Raw genomic sequence first — 17372 nt, forward strand, 5'->3', positions numbered from 1 at the left:
ACATCCCCCGTCGCTTCGCTCGCCCCGGCCACAACCCCCGTCTGGATGGCGCTCCCGCCCGAGGTGCACTCGGCGGCGCTGAGCAGCGGCCCCGGGCCCGGGCCGCTGCTGGCCGCGGCCGGCGCATGGCAATCGCTGAGCACCGAGTACGCCTCTGCGGCAGCGGAGCTCACCAATGTCCTCGGTGCCGTGCAGGGCGGCTCCTGGGAAGGCCCCAGCTCGGAGCAGTACGTCGCCGCGCACACCCCCTATCTGGCCTGGCTGGCTCAGCAGAGCGCGAACAGTGCAGCCACCGCCGTGCAGCATGAGACGGCGGCGGCGGCGTACACGTCTGCGCTGGCGACCATGCCGACGCTACCGGAACTGGCCCTCAACCACACCACCCACGCGGTGCTGGTGGCGACGAACTTCCTTGGCGTCAACACGATTCCGATCGTGCTCAACGAGGCCGACTACGTCCGGATGTGGATTCAGGCGGCCACCACGATGGGCGCGTATCAGGCCGTGTCCGGTGCGGCACTGGCCTCGACACCGACCTCCACACCGGCGCCACTGGTGTTGATTCCCGGTGTCGGTGAGGCCGGAAGGGCCGCAGCCGATGTGATGAACTCGGCAGCGCAGGTGCAGGCCGCGGAGGCAGGTTCGGCGCTGAACATCGGCGACATCATCGCCGACCTCATCCGGGTCTACGGCGACATCCTGCGGTTCCTGTTCGAGCCGATCTTCAACTTCCTGCGGGATCCGATCGGCAACACCTTCGCGCTGATCACCGACTTCCTCACCAACCCGGCGGCCGCGCTGGTGACCTGGGGCCCGTTCCTGGCCGCTGTGCTGTACCAGGCGGTCTCCTGGGTGGGCGCCTCGATCCTGTATCCGTCGCTGTTTCTGCTGCCGCTGGCGGCGATCACCCTGGGCATCATCGCGGGGGTCGCCCAGGAGCTGCTGAACCGGCTTCCGGAGCAGCCGGCGGACACGCCCGCCGAGGAGCAGGCGCCGGCGCAATCGGCCCCGGCGAACCGAAACGACCCGCAGCCGCTGCCGGCGGCGGGGGTTGCCCCGGCGCCCACCGGAACCGCGGCGGCCCCGGTGAACACGGTCAGCGCGGGCTCCGCCCCGGCCGCGGGCGCTCCGGCGGCTGCCGCGGCGCCGCTGGTCCCCTATGCGGTCGCCGCGCGGGATCCCGGCGGGGGATTCTCGCCTACCGTCCGTGACTCGACCGGGGCCAAAGCCCCTGCGGCCACAATCCCCGCCGCGGCGTCCGGGGTGGCGGCCTCGGCGGCCGAACGGCGCAAACGCAGGCGTCGGCAGAAGGAGGACGTCAAGGGTCGCGGGTACGCCGATGCCTACATGGACTACGAAGACGACCCCGATGAGGATGCCCCACCGGCATCCGCGGCGGACGTCGGCGCTTCATCGCGGGGCGCCGGCACCATGGGCTTCGCCGGCACGGTGCCCAAAGGCTCCGCGGACGCTGCCGAGGCCACCGGCCTGACGACCCTGGCGGGGGACTCGTTCGGCGGCGGTCCCAAGAGCCCGATGTTGCCCGGCACCTGGGATCCGGCATCGGGGGAAGAGTCCGACGCAGAAGATCACAACCACCACAACCGAAAGGAAAACCCATGAGCCTCTTGGATGCTCACATTCCACAGCTCATCGCCTCGGAGAGCGCGTTCGGCGCCAAGGCTGCGCTGATGAGAAGCACCATCGCCCAGGCCGAGCAGGCGGCACAGTCGGCGCAGGCCTTCCACATGGGTGAATCCTCGGCCGCGTTCCAGGCATCGCATGCCCGGTTCGTGGAGGTGTCGGCGAAGGTCAACGCCCTGCTCGACATCGCGCAGGCCAACATCGGCGATGCCGCAGGCTCGTACGTCGCCGAGGACGCCGCGGCCGCCAGCAACTACACCGGCATCTGACCGGTTCTGTCAGGTAGACGAAAGGAACTTCGATGTCGCAGATCATGTACAACTACCCGGCGATGATCGCCCACGCAGGTGAGATGTCCAGCTACGCAGGGGCGTTGCACGCGGTAGGTGCCGATATCGCCAGCGAGCAGGCCGCTCTGCAGGGCGCCTGGCAGGGTGACACCGGTATGACCTACCAAGCTTGGCAGGCCCAGTGGAACGCCAGCCTGGAGGAGTTGGTCCGCGCCTACCGTGCCATGGCGAGCACCCACGAGATGAACACCACCTCGATGGCCGCGCGTGACCAGGCCGAAGGCGCCAAGTGGGGCTGACCGAGTCCAGTGCGCGCTAATGCCGTCGAGCTGAGCGCCGAGGCGGCCTGGTTTCTCGCCGACGTCCTCGGCGCCGGCAGTTTTCCGTGGGTGCTGGCGGTCACGCCCCCCTACAGCGACATGGCGCAGCGTGCAGCATTCGAGAACGACCAGGTCGCCAGGCTGACCCGGCTCGGCGTCATGACCGCCGATCGGGTGGTGGAACCGTCTGTGGCGCAGTGGCTTCGGACGGTGTGTCGGCCCGGTCAGTGGCTCGAGCTCAGGTTCATCGCCGGTCGTGGGGCCATGTTGCGCGGGATCATCGCCCGCGACGCCGGCGCGACCGTCGTGGCGTTGCGCAGTGGAGCGCTGATCACGTTCACGGCCATGGAGATCGACCACCCGCAGGCGTTGGTGCCGGTGCTGACCGCAGGTCTGTCCGGCCGGCCCCCGGCACGCTTCGAGGAGTTCTCGTTGCCCGCACGCGCCGGCGCCAAGGCCGACGAGCAGATCCGCGGTGGCGCCTCGGTGCGGGACATGCTGGACTACCTGGGAATCCCTTCGTCCGCGCGTCCTGTGGTGGTGGCCGCGTTCGAGGACTCCCGCACCTACGTGGAGATCGTGGCGGGCCAGCATCGCGACGGACACCGGGTCAGCACCGACGTCGGCGTGAGCATCGTGGACACCTCGGTCGGCCGTGTCCTGGTCAGTCCCGCCAAAGCGTTTGACGGCGAGTGGATTTCCACGTTCTCCCCGGGTGGCTCACTGGCCATCGCCGCCGCCGTCGAGCGGCTGACGGGCGCCCTGCCCGACGGGCCGTGGTTTCCCGAACACGCCGTCACCAGAGACTTCGACGAATACCCGCAGCAGAGAGAAGAACAATGCCAGAGTCCGCTCTAACTTCGCCCAACAACGCGGTGATGCCGATCGTCCGCGTCGCCGTGCTCTCCGCCGCGGCGGGAGAGGACGGCACCGCCGACGGCAGTGGCCGCCTGACCGAGGTGGCCCTACCGGCCGAACTCCCGCTGCGGGAGGTCATCCCGGCGGTTCGGCGGATCGTGTCCCCGGCCGACGAGGCGGCGGACGCGGCAGAGCTGCTGAGCCTGGCACCCATCGGCGGAGCACCGTTCAGTCTCGACGCCACACTCACCACGGTGGGTGTCGTCGACGGCGACCTGCTCGCCCTGCAGCCGGTTCCGGTCGGCCCACCGGCGCCGCGGATCGTGGAGGACATCGCCGATGCGGCGATGATCTTCTCCGTCGCCCGCGAGAAACCCTGGGGAGCCGGGCACATCCGACGCGGCGCCGCGCTGGCCGGGATCGGCCTGATCCTGATCACGACCGCGCTGGCGGTCCTGCACCGCGTCGTCACCGGCGCTTCCGTCGGATTGTTCGTGGTCAGCGGGGTGGCGGTGGCCACGGTGCTGGGCGCGCTGCTGAGCCGCACCGGCTCACCGCGGCTGGCGACCGCGCTGGCCGCGACCACACTCGCCCCGGTGGCCGCGGCGTTCGCGCTGGCCGTTCCGGGGGATTTCGGACCGTCCCACATACTGCTCGCGGCGGCGGGCGTGGCCGCCTGGTCGATCATCAGCATCACCGTCGGCGAACGCGCCATCGCGTTGTTCACCGCGACCGCCACCACCGCGCTGGGCTCACTGCTGGCGGCCGCGGCAGCCGCGGTGTGGACCCTCTCGCCCCTGGCGCTCGGTTGCGGATTGATCGTCGCGGCGCTCCTGATCACCGTGCAGGCCGCCCAACTCTCGGCACTGTGCGCCCGGCTGCCCGTGCCGATGATCCCGGCCCCGGGTGATCCGACACCGTCGGCGCCGCCGCTGCGGGTGCTCGAGGATCTGCCGCGCCGCATCCGTGCCGGTGACTCGCACCAGACCGGTTTCATCGCCGCAGGGGTGCTGCTGGCCGTCTCCGGTTCGGTCGCGGTCCTCTGGCCGGTCGTCAGCGGGGAGGGCGACGTGTCCCCCTGGGCGTGGTACGTGGTGATCGCCGTCGCGCTGGGCGCCGCGCTGCGCGCCCGGGTATGGGACTCAGCGCCGTGCAAGGCGTGGCTGCTCGGACATTCGTACCTGCTCACCACGGTGCTGCTGGCGATGTTCGCCGCATCCGGCAGCTTCGCCGCGGCGTGGTGGACGCTGGCCGGCCTCGCCGCGTTGGTCGCGGTGTGGGCGGTGGCCGCGCTCAACCCGCGGATCGCCGAGCCGGACACCTATTCGTTGCCGATGCGACGGCTGCTCGGCTTTGTCGCCTCGGCGTTCGACGCCTCGTTGATCCCGGTGATGGCGTATCTGGTGGGGATCTTCGCATGGGTGCTGAATCGGTGATCCGACGCGCAGGCGTCGTGTCGGTGGTGACACTGGCTGTTCTGGCGGTCGGCGGGCCGTCGGCAGGCGCGATCTCCCCTCCCGAGGTCGACCCGGCGGTGGTTCCGCCGAGCGGGACCGCCGGCCCGGTGCAGCCGATGGCGCAGCGCAGTGAGTGCGTGACCAGCGGTGTCATTGCGGGCACCGACCCTGCGGCGGCGAGCCCGAACCTGCTGTCGCTCGCCCTTCCCGAAGCGTGGAAGCACAGCAGGGGCGACGGTCAGCTGGTGGCGGTCATCGACACCGGCGTGACCCCCGGTCCGCGGTTGCCCGAGGTCGAGTCCGGCGGGGATTTCGTGGAATCCACCGACGGCCTCACCGACTGCGACGGCCACGGGACTCTCGTGGCAGGCCTGATCGCAGGACAACCCGGCGAGGACGGCTTCTCCGGAGTGGCGCCGAATGCCCGCCTGATCTCGATCCGGCAGTCCTCAGCCCACTTCGCTGCCCGTGATCCGGGTGAGGATCCGGCCGTCGCGCAGGCCAACCGCGACGTGGCGACGCTGGCGCGCGCCGTGGTGCGCGCCGCCGACGCCGGAGCGAGGGTCATCAACATCTCGACGGTGACGTGCGTGCCGGCGAACAAGAACGTCGACCAGACCGAGTTGGGCGCGGCGCTGAGATACGCCGCCGTCGAGAGGGACGCGGTGATCGTCGCCGCGGCCGGTGACACCCGCGGGGGCATGGCAGGCGGGTCGGCCTGCGAGTCCAATCCGCTCACCGATCCGGCCCGACCGTCCGATCCACGGAACTGGGCGAGCGTGAACTCGGTGTCGATCCCGTCGTGGTGGCAGCCGTACGTGCTGTCGGTCGGCTCGCTGACAGCGGGCGGCCAACCCTCGCAGTTCACCATGGCGGGGCCGTGGCTGGGTATCGCCGCCCCCGCCGAGAACGTGACGTCGGTCAGCAACGCCGCCGACGGCGGGTTGGCCAACGGCATGCCCGACAGCGATCAGGGAATGGCGCCGATCAGTGGCTCCGGCTATGCGGCCGCATACGTCTCGGGGGTCGCGGCGTTGGTGCGCAGCCGATTCCCGGATCTGAGCGCACAGCAGGTCGTGAGCCGCCTCAGCGGCACCGCCCACGCCGGCGCCCGGTCGCCGTCGAATCTGTTCGGGGCCGGCAGCATCGACCCGGTCGCGGCACTGACCTGGGTGGTGCCCGAGGGTTCCGAGAGCGACCCGGCCGCCGTCAGACCAACAGCAGCGCCGCCGACACCTGCACCAGAGGATCCGATGCCCCGGGTGGTCGCGTTCGCCGGGGTCGGAGTGTTGGCGATACTCGTGCTCGTCGTGGTAGTGGCGAACGCAAAACGGAAGGGCAAGAACACATGATCGTCCGGACCACCCTGGCCCTGCTGTTCGTGATCCCGGCCGCCATGGCCTACCCCTGGGAGTCGACCGCTGATCGCTGGCTGCTCGGTGTGGCGATCGCTGTGGTCGCCGTGGCCTTCGCGTGGTGGCGTGGAATGTTCGTGACGATGATGGTCGCCCGCCGAATCGCCATGGTGCGCAGCCGAAATCACACCGACGGCAACCACCAGGCCGGCGAGTTCGCCACCGTGGTGTTGCGAGTCGAGTCGCCGGAGGCTGTCGACTTCCCGCTCGAGCTCGTCTCCGGCTACCTCGACCGCTATGGAATCCGGTTCGACAAGGTTCGAGTGACCAGCCGTGACGCCGAAGGTGCTCGCACCACCTGGATCGGACTGACCCTCGGTGCGGCGGACAACATCGCGGCGCTGCGTGCGCGGTCTTCCCGGATTCCACTGCACGACACCGTGATCGTCGCGGCTCGACGGATGGCCGACCACCTGCGCGAGGCAGGCTGGGAGGTCAGTGTCGACGACACCGGCACCGGAGCCGGGGTGGCACCACTGGCGCAGGGCAAAGAGACCTGGCGCGGTGTCGCCGACGACCGCGGCTACATCGCCGCGTATCGCGTCGACGTCGGTGACAACCTGGCCGAGACACTCGCGGCGGTCTGGGCGTCAGAGTCGGACGAGGTCTGGACTGCGCTCGAATTGACCGGCAGCAGAAGCACTTCCGAGCTGGCCGCGGCATGCGCCATCCGCACCGCCGAGCGCCCAGGGTCCCGCGCACCGCTGCCCGGTCTGGAACCCGAGCGCGGTCGGCACCGGCAGGCACTCGCCGCGCTGGCCCCCGAATCCGACAAGCGGTTGTCCGCGACCCCCGTCCGGGTGTCCGCCGAGCGGTTGGCGCAACTGCGCTGGCCGGTCGGTGCGGTTCTCAGTCGAACATGAACGCCGCCATGAAGCGGGTCATCCGGCGCAGGTAGTCCGGCTGGCTGACATGCAGCACGTGGTTGCCCGGGAACCAGTGGAACGCGCAACGATCCCAGTGCTCCCAGAGGATCTCGGCCTGTTCCGGCGGGGCCAGCCGGTCACCGAGGCCGGCGATGATCAACCGTCGGTCCTTGGCCGGCAGCGGCCGATAGTTCAGCGGGGAGGGGTACATCGTCGCCGCGTCGGACAACTCCCTGTCGGTGCCCACGATGTGGTCACGCAACGCCACCATCTTGTTGGCCGGGAACCACTCGTCGACGGTCCTGTCCGGCGTCACGACGGGCACGTTGGGGATCACCGCCTGGATGCGGTCGTCGACACTGGCGATCAACGCCGACGTGTAGCCGCCCAGCGACATCCCGGTCAGTGCGATCCGGTCGACGCCGGTGTACTCGAGATAGTCGACCAGTGACCGGAAGTCGTGTACGGCCTGCGCCATCGCCTCGGCGAACCCGGCGAAGCCGTGGGCGAAATAGCCGTATCCGCTGAATGGCGAGTACTTTTCGGCCCGACGCCCGTGGAACGGCAGCGTGTAGAGCATCACGTCGTACCCGGACCGGTAGAACCAGGGCAGCGAGAAGAACAGTCCGTTGAACAGATAGGCGGACCCCATGAAACCGTGGATCACACACAGGGTGGGCCGCGGCCCGTCGTTGTGGCGCCAATGCTGGGCATGGACGACGTTGTTGCGGCGGTAGCCGCGGCACTGATCCCGCAGGGCCGGGTTGACGGCGGTGAAGCTGCTGTTGAAGCGGATGTTGCGGACGTTGCCGTGCGCGATCCACTCGGCCACGGGGTTGGCCGGCCTCGACGACACCCGCGGCAGCGACGTGGGCGCGGGGAAGGAGACCAGCGGATCCTTGGCGGCAGCGAGTTCGGCGTAGAAGCGCAGATGCTGCTCCTCGGTCCGCGACTGCGGCCGGCGCAGCGCACCCGCCACGGTGGGCAGCATGGTGGCGCTGATCAGCGACGCCATGGACGTGCGCAGCACCATGTCGGCGAGCGCCGACGAGTCCACGATGAGCCGCTGTCGCTGCGTGAGGTCCACGCGGCGAGGCAGTCCGCGGGCGGAGGCATCGGCACCCGGAACGTCCGGCATCGGTATGGGCGGCTCGGCGTCGGGCACGAGGCGGGGCGAGCTGGACTCCACCCTTGGCATGCTAACGCCAGGCACGTTCACGGAGCAGTCGCAGCCCGTTGAGCGCGACCAGCACCGTCGAACCCTCGTGCCCGGCCACACCGAGAGGTAGTGGGAGGTGGCCGACCAGGTCCCAGGTGACCAAGACGACGATGAACGTCGACGCGATGACGAGGTTCGCCACCACCACGCGCCGGGCCCGGCGAGCCAGTGTGATGACGGCGGGCAGGGTGGCGAGCTCGTCGCGCGTGGTGACGGCGTCGGCGGTGTCCAAGGTCAGATCGGATCCGCTGCGCCCCATCGCGATCGACACATGGGCGGCCGCCATGGCGGGGGCGTCGTTGACTCCGTCGCCGACGAGCAGCACCCGGTCACCGCCGGACTCGAGGTTCCGCACCGCGCCGACCTTGTCGGCGGGCAGCAATCCGGACTCGATCACCTCGAAACCCACCTGCTCGGCGAGATTTGCGGCCGCGCGGGCGTTGTCACCGGTCAACAGCACCGGTGGGGCTGCGGTCAGCGCCGCCAGCGCAGCCACTGCCTTGGCGGCGCCTTCGCGCGGGCTGTCGGACAACCCGAGCACTCCGGCGGCGTCGCCGTCGATGCGCACCACCACAGCCGTGTGGCCGGCCTGCTCGATCTGCTCGAGGGCCGCACCGACCTCCGGTTGGCCGCGGTCGGCCGGGGCCGGCCGCCCGACCTCGACGACAGCGTCACCGATGCGGGCACGAACCCCCTGACCCGGGACGGACGAGAAGTCGGTAGCGGATCGAACCGCGACGTCGGCGGCTCGGGCCCCGGCGACGACGGCTCGGGCGAGCGGATGCTCGGACGGATCCTCGGCGGCCGCCGCAGCGGCGAGCAGCGCAGCCGCTGTCACACCCGAACCGGGCAGGGGGCGCACCACCACGAGTCGCGGCGTCCCTTCGGTCACGGTGCCGGTCTTGTCGAGGGCCACTCGTGTCACGGTGGCGAGCTTCTCCATCACCACGGCCGACTTGACGAGCACGCCGTGCCGGCCGGCGTTGGCGATCGCCGCCAGCAGCGGCGGCATCGTGGAGAGCACCAGCGCGCATGGGGAGGCCACGATCATGAAGGTCATCGCGCGCAGCAGCGTGGACTGCAGATCCGCCCCGAACAGCAGCGGGATCACGAAGATCGCGACGGTGGCGCTGACCATCCCGATCGAGTAGCGCTGCTCGATCTTCTCGATGAACAACTGCACCCGGGCCTTGCTGGCGCCGGCTTCGGCGACCATCGCCACGATCCGCGCGACGACGGTGTCGGCTGCCGGACGGTTCACCCGCACCCGGAGTGTTCCGGTGCCGTTGACCGTGCCGGCGAACACGCCGTGACCCGTGGTCTTGTCGACCGGGAGGGGCTCGCCGGTGATGGTGGCCTCGTCGACTTCGCTGGCACCGGCCACGACCACGCCGTCGCCACCGATTCGCTCGCCGGGACGTATCACCAGGACATCGCCGACCTCCAGTTCGGCGGTGTCCACGATCTGCTCGCCGGACGCGTCGAGCCGGGTGGCGGTCTCGGGCGCCAGGTCGAGCAGACCCCGAACCGAGTCCTCGGTGCGTTTGGTGGCCACCGCTTCCAGAGCACCCGAGGTCGCGAAGATGACGATGAGCAGGGCCCCGTCGAATATCTGACCGATGGCCGCGGCACCGACCGCAGCGGCGACCATCAGGAGGTCGACGTCGAGGGTCCTGCGCCGTAGCGCCCGGAGCCCGGACAGCGCCGGCTCCCATCCGCCGCTGAGGTAACACGCGAGGTAGAGGGCCCAATGCGACCACGCCGGGGCGCCGGAGAGTTGAGCGAGCAGCCCCAGCCCGAACAGCACGGTCGCGGCGGCCGCCCAGCGCACCTGCGGAAGCGCCCAGGTGCTGGACACCGCCGCGGGCCGGGACTTCTGGGTGTGCGTTCGGGGACGGTGAGGGGTCGCGACGCCACAGGACATGCCGGCCACCTTATCTGCGTAGTCACGCATATACGCAAGCTGCTTTACACATGAACAGGTGAACACGTTGTCAGCGGTATGCTCACGACGTGCACACGTCGATCTCCGGGTTCACGATGCCGAGCGAAGAACAGGTCGCAGCCGCTGCCGGGGCATTCCGGATGTTGAGCGATCCGACACGGATCAAGGTGCTGTGGGCGCTGGCGCAGGGGGAGTCGTCGGTCGCCTGCCTGGCTGAGTTGGCCGACGTGACGCCGGCGGTGGTGAGCCAGCATCTGGCGAAGCTGCGGCTGGCCGGGTTGGTGAAGGGCCGCCGCGAGGGCACCTTCGTCTTCTACTCGGCAGTCGACAAGGACCTTTTGCCGGTGCTCGGTCAGGCGCTGTTCGGCAGCGCCGAAGCCGGAAGCGATACCGCACACTGACGGCATGTGGAATCCGGACGTCTACCTCGCCTTCGCCGACCAGCGGGGCCGGCCGTTCGTCGACCTGCTGTCACGAATCGGTGCGGACCACCCGCGACGAGTCGTCGACCTGGGTTGTGGGCCCGGCAATCTCACCGAGACACTGGCTGCCCGATGGCCGGCGGCGCTGATCGAAGCGTGGGATTCGTCTGCCGAGATGGTGGAGGCGGCGCGGGGACGTGGAGTGGCCGCGCAGCTCGGCGACGTCCGGGAGTGGACCCCCGAACCCGACACCGATGTGGTGGTGAGCAACGCGACCCTGCACTGGGTGCCCGAACATCCGCAACTGCTGGTCCGGTGGGTGGGTCAGCTCGGCGCCGGATCATGGTTGGCGTTTCAGGTTCCCGGCAACTTCGAGGCGCCGTCGCATCAGGCGGTTCGTGACCTCGCACATCGTCCCGATTGGTCAAAAGTGTTGCCGGACAGCATTTTCCGGGACTCCGAGGCGGTGCAGTCGGCGGCGGGTTATGCCGGGCTGCTGGCCGACGCGGGGTGCACCGTCGACGCGTGGGAGACGACCTATGTCCACGAGTTGACCGGCGAGAACCCGGTGCTGGAGTGGATCACCGGGACCGCGCTGCGGCCGGTGCGCAGCAGCCTCGACGACGCGCAGTGGCAGCGGTTCCGCGCCGAGCTGATCCCGCTGCTCGACGCGTCGTATCCGGCCCGCGCCGACGGGACGACGTTCTTCCCGTTCCGCAGGGTGTTCGTGGTGGCACAGGTGAACTGAGATGCCCGAGTCGTGATGGCAAAGGCCGTAGAACGCGGGTGACCAACGGTAGCGTGAAACTTTGCCGGCCTCGCTGACGACGATGTTTGCCGCCCCGGTCGCTCGGCAATGCAGCACGCGGCGACGGGAGACACGATGAAGCGCTGGATGGTTGCGGGATCGGCCGGGCTGCTCATGGCCGCACAGCTGTTGGTCGCAGCACCGCCGGCCGATGCCGGCTGTCTCTACGGAGGACCCGTCATCAGCAAGTGTGACGGTCCCGTCCAGCCGGACGGCACCTGGGAGCGTTGCGTAGCGGTCGCCAAGATGATTCCTCGGGGAGCCAGCTCCTATCTGGCGCCGGAGCGGCGCTGCGAGCTGATGGGCCCCGGCCGCCCGATGTCAGATTTCGCCTTCGCCGAGCCACCGATCCACATCGCCGGCTGAGCTGTCACCGGCTACGGGTGGTACGGCACGCCCACGGCCCGGAACACGAACTCCGGCGGTACGTCGAACGCCAGCGAGGTCCGGGGCAACTGCGCCAGCACGTCGTCGGGGATGTCCTCTTTGTAGTGCAGCGACAGCTCACCGGAAAAGCGCGGGTCCACCGCGGCCATGTCGACATCGAGGCTCAGCCCGGTGGCCGACAGTTCGGCGGTCACCGCCCCCGACTGCGGGGCATCCCAGCGGTGGTCGATGGTGCGCCCGGCGAGTTTGGGCACCGAGGACAGGGTGCCCAGTACCCGCTGTTCGGTGAGCACCAGCGCACCGACGTAGCTGGCGAGACTGCCGGCGGAGCGCAGTCCCGGCACCGTGCCGTGGAACCGCCGGGTCACGGCCACATACTCGGCGATGAACAACAGTCCCTCGGCCTCGACCTGGGCGCGTAACTCGCCGGGGAGCTTGCCGATACGGAACAGCTTCCGGAGTAATACGGCCATCAACGCACGGTAGCTCAGCCGCGCGCAGTGGTCAGGAGGCCGTGGGCCGACGGGGTGGTACAGCTTGTCTGGTGAGGGCGCACAGGGGCCGGCTTGTCGGCACCGCCGTGGTGGCGGTCGGGCTGTTCGCCGTGATGTGGCTGGGATACGCGTGGCAGTGGTCGTGGGTGGCGCGGGTCGACGCGTGGGCACTGGAGCCGATGGACCGGCTCGCCGAGGCGTATCCGGGCTGGGCGACGGCGTGGGACGTCTATTGCACAGTGCTCGGGCCCGGTGCCTTCCGGCTGGTGACACTCGTGGTGATCGTGGTGGCACTGATCCGACGCAACATCCGCGTCGCGATGTTCCTGGTGATCAGCGTGGAACTGAGCGGCTTGGTGACCGAGATCGCGAAGGGGCTGGCCGACCGGCCGCGACCGGACACCGCGATGGTGTCGGCACTGGGGTCGTCCTTCCCGTCAGGACACGCTCTGGGCGTGATGGTTTCGGTGCTGGCCCTGCTGACGGTCGGGCTTCCGGCCGTCCGCGCTTCCCGACGCGGGTGGCTCGTCACCCTCGGCGTCGCCGTGGTCGTGACTATCGGGCTGGGCCGGGTAGCGCTCAATGTGCATCACCCGTCCGATGTGATCGCCGGGTGGGCGCTGGGCTACGCGTACTTCGTGGCCTGCGTGCTGTTGGTGCCGCGCGTCCGGCCCGTCACGCAGCCGGACGAAACACCGGCAGCGCACGGTAGCGAACGCTGAAGCTGGCCTTGGTGACCTCGGTGCCGACCTCGCCGTCCAGCGCCAGGATCGTCGGCCCGTCCACTGCCTCGAACGAGAACTCGGGCACCCGCATCTCGTGATAGAGCGGGCTGCGTTCCAGCCGTCCCAACGCGAGAGACGTGACAATCCGCAGCCTGCTCAATCGTCGCCCGGTTTCCAGGATCCGGACGTCGATCAGGCCGTCGTCCATCCGTGTCCGCCGCGACGGGGCGAAGCCCGACGGGAGGTAGATCGAGTTGCCGAGGAAGAACATCGATGTCTGCAGCGTCTGGTTGTCGAAGGCGATGCGGACCGGTTCGCCGTGGCGCAGCGTATGGAACATCGCGTAGATCCCGGCCAACGGTTTGCCGATCCGGTGTTCGAACTTCTCGCGCTTCTGCACGAACTGCGGATACGCCCCGATGCTCGCGGTGTTGACGACCATGTGCTTTTCGTTCAGGCACACCAGGTCTACACAGGAGACGCTGCCGTCCTCGATCGCCGCCACGGTGACGGCGGTGGTGTCACACCCGATGTCCTTGGCGAAGTGATTGAAGGTGCCCGCAGGGAACACCGCGAGCGGCACACCCGCATCGACCGCCACCGCCGCCGCGGCTGCGACGGTGCCATCTCCGCCGCCGATCGCGAGCACCTCGGCGTCTCGGGCGGCCGACCGCAACACCTCCTCGACGTCGTCGTCCTCGGTGAGCTCGACAATCTTTGCCTTCGGCAGCGCCTCGTGTACCTCGTCGAGCACCCGGGCGCCGGTGCCGCTGCCGGAGGCCGGGTTGACGACCAGCGTGACGCCCGCGCCATCGGGCCGCGCCGGCGTGTCCACCCGCAACGGCGCCGCGGTGGCAGGCATCCGCGGCTCCACGATCGGCGGCACCACACGCGCACCCAGAACCGCGATACCTGCGCCGATGCCGAAGCCGGCCAGTACGTCGCCCGGGTAGTGCGCGCCGGTGGCCACGCGGGACATCCCGACCAGGCCGGCGAGCAGCGAAAGGCCCAGGCCGAGCGGCGGGTTCTCCAAGCCGACGGCGACGGCGAAGGCCGCCGCGCTGGCGGAATGACCCGATGGCAGCGAGTTCGACGTCGGGAACCTGCGGGCCTGCCGCGCCAACGGCACCAGCAGCCGGCTCGGGCGCTCCCGCCGCCAGACCCGCTTGGCGGCCTGGTTGGTGACCAGGCTCGTCACCGCCAGCGTGAGCACGCCGCGCGCCGCGCCTCGCTTGGCCGACGGGCTGCCGAACGCGGTCAGCCCCGCCGCGATCACAAGCCACAACTTGGAGTGGTCGGCCGCCCTGGTCAGCCGCGGCATCATCTCGTCGATGAGGGGGCTGGGGGACTCCGCGATCGCCTCGAAGACCTCACGGTCCAGCGTGCCGAGCCCTTGGCCGATCTGACGAATTCCGCGGCGACGCTGTGGCGCGGGCAGCAGTTCCATGACGCCAACCTAGCGGCAATGCAGCCTTGACACATTTATTTGTCAAGGGACACGATGATCAACATGCTCGACCTCGAGGTCATCGACGATCCGGCCGCCGCCGTCAGCGCGCTCGATCCGATCCGCGGCAGGCTCCTTGCCGAACTCACCGAACCCACCTCGGCGGCTGCTCTTGCGGCCCGCCTCGGCATCGCCCGGCAGAAGGTGAACTATCACCTGCGGGCGCTGGAGGAACACCACCTCGTCACGGTGGCAGGCGAACGACGCTGGGGAGGGCTCACCGAGCGTCTCCTGGTGGCCACCGCGGCGTCGTATGTCGTTTCGCCGGGTGCGCTCGGACCTGTTGCGATCGACCCCGACCGGGCGGCCGACAGATTGTCGGCGAGTTATCTCATCGCGCTGGCCGCGCGGGCAGTGCGGGAAGTCGGCGAACTCTGGGGTGCGGCGCGGCGACAACAGAAGCGGTTGGCGACACTGTCGATTGATACCGCGGTCACCTTCCGCACCGCCGCTGACCGGGCGGCCTTCACCGACGAGCTGACCCACGCCGTTACCACCCTGGTGGCGAAATACCACGACGAAACCAGCGCGCGTGGCCGCACGCACCGCGTAGTGCTGGCGGCCTACCCGATGCCGATGACAGGAAGGAAATAGCCATGGTGCTGAAGAAAGGCGACGACGGCCGTCGCTGGGTCGAGATGGAGTTCCTGGTGCCCGGCACCCCGGAACAGGTGTGGCAGGCGATCGCCACCGGGCCGGGGATGACCGCCTGGTTCGCCCCGGTGACTGTCGAGGAACATGTCGGCGGCGCAATCGAATTCGACTTCGGATGCGGGGCGACGAGCTCCGGGGTCGTCACCGAGTGGGAGCCCCCGGCGCGATTGGGGTATGAGGAGCACGGTTGGAGTGGTGATGCACCGCCGGTGGCGACCGAGGTCGTGGTCACGAGCCGGTCGGGGGATCGCTGCGTCGTGCGGATGGTGCACAGCCTGTTCACCGACCGGGACGACTGGGACGACGAACTGGAGAGCTTCGAGACCGGTTGGCCGGGGTTCTTCGAGGTGTTGCGGTTGTACATGGCGCACTTCCCAGGGCAGCCGGCAGCCGCTGTCCGGGTGATGACCGGGTATCCGGGTGACCTGACCGAGGCCTGGGCAGCGCTTTCCACTGCGCTCGGCCTGAGCGGTCTCGACGTCGCGAGTACCTGGCGAACACCTCCCGGCGCGCCGTCGCTGGAGGGAATCGTCGAACGGGTGCACCAGGATTCGCAGATGCGCGAGGTGATGGCGCGCCTGACCGCGCCGAGTGCGGGTGTGGCGGTGGTCGGCAGCTTCAGCGCCGGAGGGCAGACCAGTGTGATGGTCAGCATCTACTTCTACGGTGTCGACGCCGCCGCCACTGCCGCCACCGAACAGGCGCGGTTCGACAGCTGGATTGCAGAGTTGGCGCCTGCTTCCAGCGTGTCGTGAAAGGCGTTCGGCCAGCGCGGGATTGGCCCCCAACGGTACCGCCGGGTGCCGGGTGGGGCCGTTAGGCCGCTTGGTGGTGGGGTGGTGCGGGTCCGCCGGGTTGGCCGGGTTCGGCGGTGTCGACAGGTTCGGCGTCGCCGGGTGGGATTGGTTCGGGGTCGTCGGCGGGTTGGTCGCTGTGGTTGCGGGCCGGGTCGTGGGGCTCGTCGGCGGTGTCGGCGGTGTCGGCGGTGTCGGTGGCCTGCGGCTCGTCTGGTGGGCGTAGGAGTCGTTCGGGGCGGTGGTAGGTGTTGAGGCGGGTTTGGCCGGTGTCCAGCGTTGGCGGCGGGATCCATTCGACCTCGCAGCGCTCGTTCATCTCGGTGCGCCAGCCGCCGTCGGCGTCCACCGCGCGGTTATCGGGCCCGCACGCCAAACCCATCTCGTCGACGTTGGTGTTCCCGCCGCCAGCCCAATCCGCGGCGGCGTGATGAACCTGGCAGCCGTAAGCACCCACGGCGCAGCCCGGTTTGGTACAGCCCCCATCGCGGGCGATCAGCATGATCCGCTGCGCCGGGGAAGCGACCCGTTTAGCCCGGAACAACGCCAGCGCTGAGCCGGTCGCTTTGTCGAACACCGCCAGGTGATGGTTGGCATGGGCGCCCATCCGGATCACCTCGGCGATCGGCATCACCGTGCCCCCACCGNTGACACCGACCCCGGCCCTGCTCTCCAGATCCTGCAAGGTGGTGCGGATGATGATCGAGACCGGCAACCCGTTGAGATCGCCGAGGCCGCTCATCAACGCGATCCGCCCGACAACGACCAGCGCGTCGTGGCGGCGCTGGGCCAGGCTGCGGTGATCGTTGTCGATCTGGGCCTGGGTCGGCGTGCCCGAGGTGCAGGGCTGCTCATCGTCGGGGTTACACATCCCCGGCACGGCATATTTGGCGAAGATCGCCTCGAGAGTCGCCCACGCCTCCGGGGTCAGCTCCCCTCGTACCGAAATGTTGCCGTTGCGTTGTTGGCCGCCTTTGGACAGCCCGCGGGAACGGGCCCGATCGGCGTCATCAGGGACCGGACCGTCCTGATCGAGCAGAAACAACCTCAGCGCGGCGGTGTCCTTGAGTTCTTTGGGTCCCACTCCCACCGCGGTCCGCACCAGATCGACCTCGAACTGCCCACGGGTGGCGGCGTCGACGAAACCGGGCAGCTTGGCCACCGCATGGCGGATCACCGCGACATGCTCGGCGTTGATCACCCCCAGGGCTTGGGCGGCCGCGGTCGCCGGCAGCGCCGGCGGCATCGGCTCGCCGGTCAACGACCGCCGCGGCGCCAGCAACGCCGCGTCGGTCAACCGGCGAGTGGCCTGCGCAGACGAGATCCGCCAGCGGATCGCCAGCACCTCTTTCCACGACTTGGCCCCCATCTGCTNNGGGGTGNNCTCNNNCTGCAACCGGGCCAGCAGCCGCTCCCGCACCGCGGGCAGCTGACACCACAACGTCTCCAGTTCATCGAGGGGCTCGATCAGCTCAGCACGGGTCAACAGGTCAACATCGCAAGCGGCCACCGCATCAAAGGCAGCCCGCAACGCCGACACCGCCTCCCGCAATTCCGTCCCCGACAT

18 protein-coding genes are annotated in these 17372 nt (G+C 69.5%); 13 read left to right on the forward strand and 5 right to left on the reverse strand.

Features of this window, described 5'->3' with window-relative positions; genetic code table 11:
- The first annotated feature begins 45 nt into the window (after positions 1–45).
- The 7 genes from BEMPMBAN_RS07690 to eccE are packed head-to-tail and all read left to right on the forward strand — an operon-like array spanning position 46 to position 6847.
- On the forward strand, positions 46–1623 hold the full coding sequence (locus BEMPMBAN_RS07690) for a PPE family protein (protein ID WP_159229765.1): 1578 nt from the start codon (positions 46–48) through the stop codon (positions 1621–1623).
- Positions 1620–1913: a type VII secretion system protein EsxG gene (esxG, locus tag BEMPMBAN_RS07695; RefSeq protein ID WP_159229766.1), complete on the forward strand. Its 294-nt coding sequence runs from the start codon at positions 1620–1622 to the stop codon at positions 1911–1913. The genes BEMPMBAN_RS07690 and esxG overlap by 4 nt, the downstream gene beginning before the upstream one ends.
- Before the next feature lie 32 nt (positions 1914–1945).
- Positions 1946–2233 (forward strand): WXG100 family type VII secretion target, encoded by a 288-nt coding sequence (locus BEMPMBAN_RS07700; RefSeq protein ID WP_159229767.1) that lies wholly within the window; start codon positions 1946–1948, stop codon positions 2231–2233.
- A gap of 9 nt (positions 2234–2242) precedes the next feature.
- A complete protein-coding gene (locus tag BEMPMBAN_RS07705; RefSeq protein WP_159229768.1) occupies positions 2243–3112 on the forward strand; it encodes an ESX secretion-associated protein EspG in 870 nt (289 codons plus the stop codon).
- Entirely contained in the window at positions 3094–4548 is a 1455-nt protein-coding gene (eccD, locus tag BEMPMBAN_RS07710) for a type VII secretion integral membrane protein EccD (RefSeq protein WP_159229769.1), read from the forward strand. Before BEMPMBAN_RS07705 ends, eccD begins: the two co-directional genes overlap by 19 nt.
- Positions 4530–5921: a type VII secretion-associated serine protease mycosin gene (mycP, locus tag BEMPMBAN_RS07715; protein WP_159229770.1), complete on the forward strand. Its 1392-nt coding sequence runs from the start codon at positions 4530–4532 to the stop codon at positions 5919–5921. Before eccD ends, mycP begins: the two co-directional genes overlap by 19 nt.
- Positions 5918–6847, forward strand: coding sequence for a type VII secretion protein EccE (gene eccE / locus BEMPMBAN_RS07720; protein ID WP_159229771.1), 930 nt, complete (start codon positions 5918–5920; stop codon positions 6845–6847). Before mycP ends, eccE begins: the two co-directional genes overlap by 4 nt.
- Here eccE and BEMPMBAN_RS07725 read toward each other — a convergent pair.
- On the reverse strand, positions 6834–7988 hold the full coding sequence (locus BEMPMBAN_RS07725) for an alpha/beta hydrolase family protein (protein WP_234897355.1): 1155 nt from the start codon (positions 7986–7988) through the stop codon (positions 6834–6836). The two genes, eccE and BEMPMBAN_RS07725, sit on opposite strands and share 14 nt — an antisense overlap.
- Positions 7989–8049: 61 nt before the next feature.
- Positions 8050–9993 (reverse strand): heavy metal translocating P-type ATPase, encoded by a 1944-nt coding sequence (locus BEMPMBAN_RS07730; RefSeq protein ID WP_159229788.1) that lies wholly within the window; start codon positions 9991–9993, stop codon positions 8050–8052.
- Between the two features lie 89 nt (positions 9994–10082).
- Between BEMPMBAN_RS07730 and BEMPMBAN_RS07735 the strand changes: the two genes are divergently transcribed.
- From BEMPMBAN_RS07735 to BEMPMBAN_RS07745, 3 genes are all read left to right on the forward strand, one after another.
- Positions 10083–10415 carry an ArsR/SmtB family transcription factor gene (locus BEMPMBAN_RS07735; protein WP_159229773.1) on the forward strand — a complete coding sequence of 111 codons (333 nt, stop codon included), beginning with the start codon at positions 10083–10085 and terminating at the stop codon, positions 10413–10415.
- Positions 10416–10419: 4 nt separating this feature from the next.
- Positions 10420–11184, forward strand: coding sequence for a trans-aconitate 2-methyltransferase (locus BEMPMBAN_RS07740; RefSeq protein WP_159229774.1), 765 nt, complete (start codon positions 10420–10422; stop codon positions 11182–11184).
- A 135-nt stretch (positions 11185–11319) separates the two neighbouring features.
- Positions 11320–11610 (forward strand): CDGP domain-containing protein, encoded by a 291-nt coding sequence (locus BEMPMBAN_RS07745; RefSeq protein WP_159229775.1) that lies wholly within the window; start codon positions 11320–11322, stop codon positions 11608–11610.
- A gap of 11 nt (positions 11611–11621) precedes the next feature.
- On the opposite strand, the gene BEMPMBAN_RS07750 is transcribed toward BEMPMBAN_RS07745, so the two are convergent.
- Positions 11622–12104, reverse strand: a complete 483-nt coding sequence (locus tag BEMPMBAN_RS07750; RefSeq protein WP_159229776.1) for a hypothetical protein — start codon at positions 12102–12104, stop codon at positions 11622–11624.
- A 134-nt stretch (positions 12105–12238) separates the two neighbouring features.
- Between BEMPMBAN_RS07750 and BEMPMBAN_RS07755 the strand changes: the two genes are divergently transcribed.
- Entirely contained in the window at positions 12239–12847 is a 609-nt protein-coding gene (locus BEMPMBAN_RS07755) for a phosphatase PAP2 family protein (protein ID WP_159229789.1), read from the forward strand.
- Here BEMPMBAN_RS07755 and BEMPMBAN_RS07760 read toward each other — a convergent pair.
- Positions 12801–14297, reverse strand: a complete 1497-nt coding sequence (locus tag BEMPMBAN_RS07760) for a bifunctional phosphatase PAP2/diacylglycerol kinase family protein (protein ID WP_159229777.1) — start codon at positions 14295–14297, stop codon at positions 12801–12803. The genes BEMPMBAN_RS07755 and BEMPMBAN_RS07760 overlap by 47 nt on opposite strands.
- A 63-nt stretch (positions 14298–14360) precedes the next feature.
- Between BEMPMBAN_RS07760 and BEMPMBAN_RS07765 the strand changes: the two genes are divergently transcribed.
- Together BEMPMBAN_RS07765 and BEMPMBAN_RS07770 are read left to right on the forward strand one after the other, a co-directional pair.
- Positions 14361–14951 carry an ArsR/SmtB family transcription factor gene (locus tag BEMPMBAN_RS07765; protein ID WP_159229778.1) on the forward strand — a complete coding sequence of 197 codons (591 nt, stop codon included), beginning with the start codon at positions 14361–14363 and terminating at the stop codon, positions 14949–14951.
- 2 nt (positions 14952–14953) lie between these two features.
- Entirely contained in the window at positions 14954–15766 is an 813-nt protein-coding gene (locus BEMPMBAN_RS07770; RefSeq protein ID WP_234897351.1) for an SRPBCC family protein, read from the forward strand.
- A gap of 61 nt (positions 15767–15827) precedes the next feature.
- On the opposite strand, the gene BEMPMBAN_RS07775 is transcribed toward BEMPMBAN_RS07770, so the two are convergent.
- Positions 15828–17372, reverse strand: a 1545-nt coding sequence (locus BEMPMBAN_RS07775; protein WP_159229779.1) for an HNH endonuclease signature motif containing protein, incomplete at its 5' end; no start/stop codon positions are given.

This window comes from Mycolicibacterium austroafricanum (assembly GCF_902705885.1).
In the GTDB taxonomy this organism is placed as follows: Bacteria; Actinomycetota; Actinomycetes; order Mycobacteriales; family Mycobacteriaceae; genus Mycobacterium; species Mycobacterium vanbaalenii_A.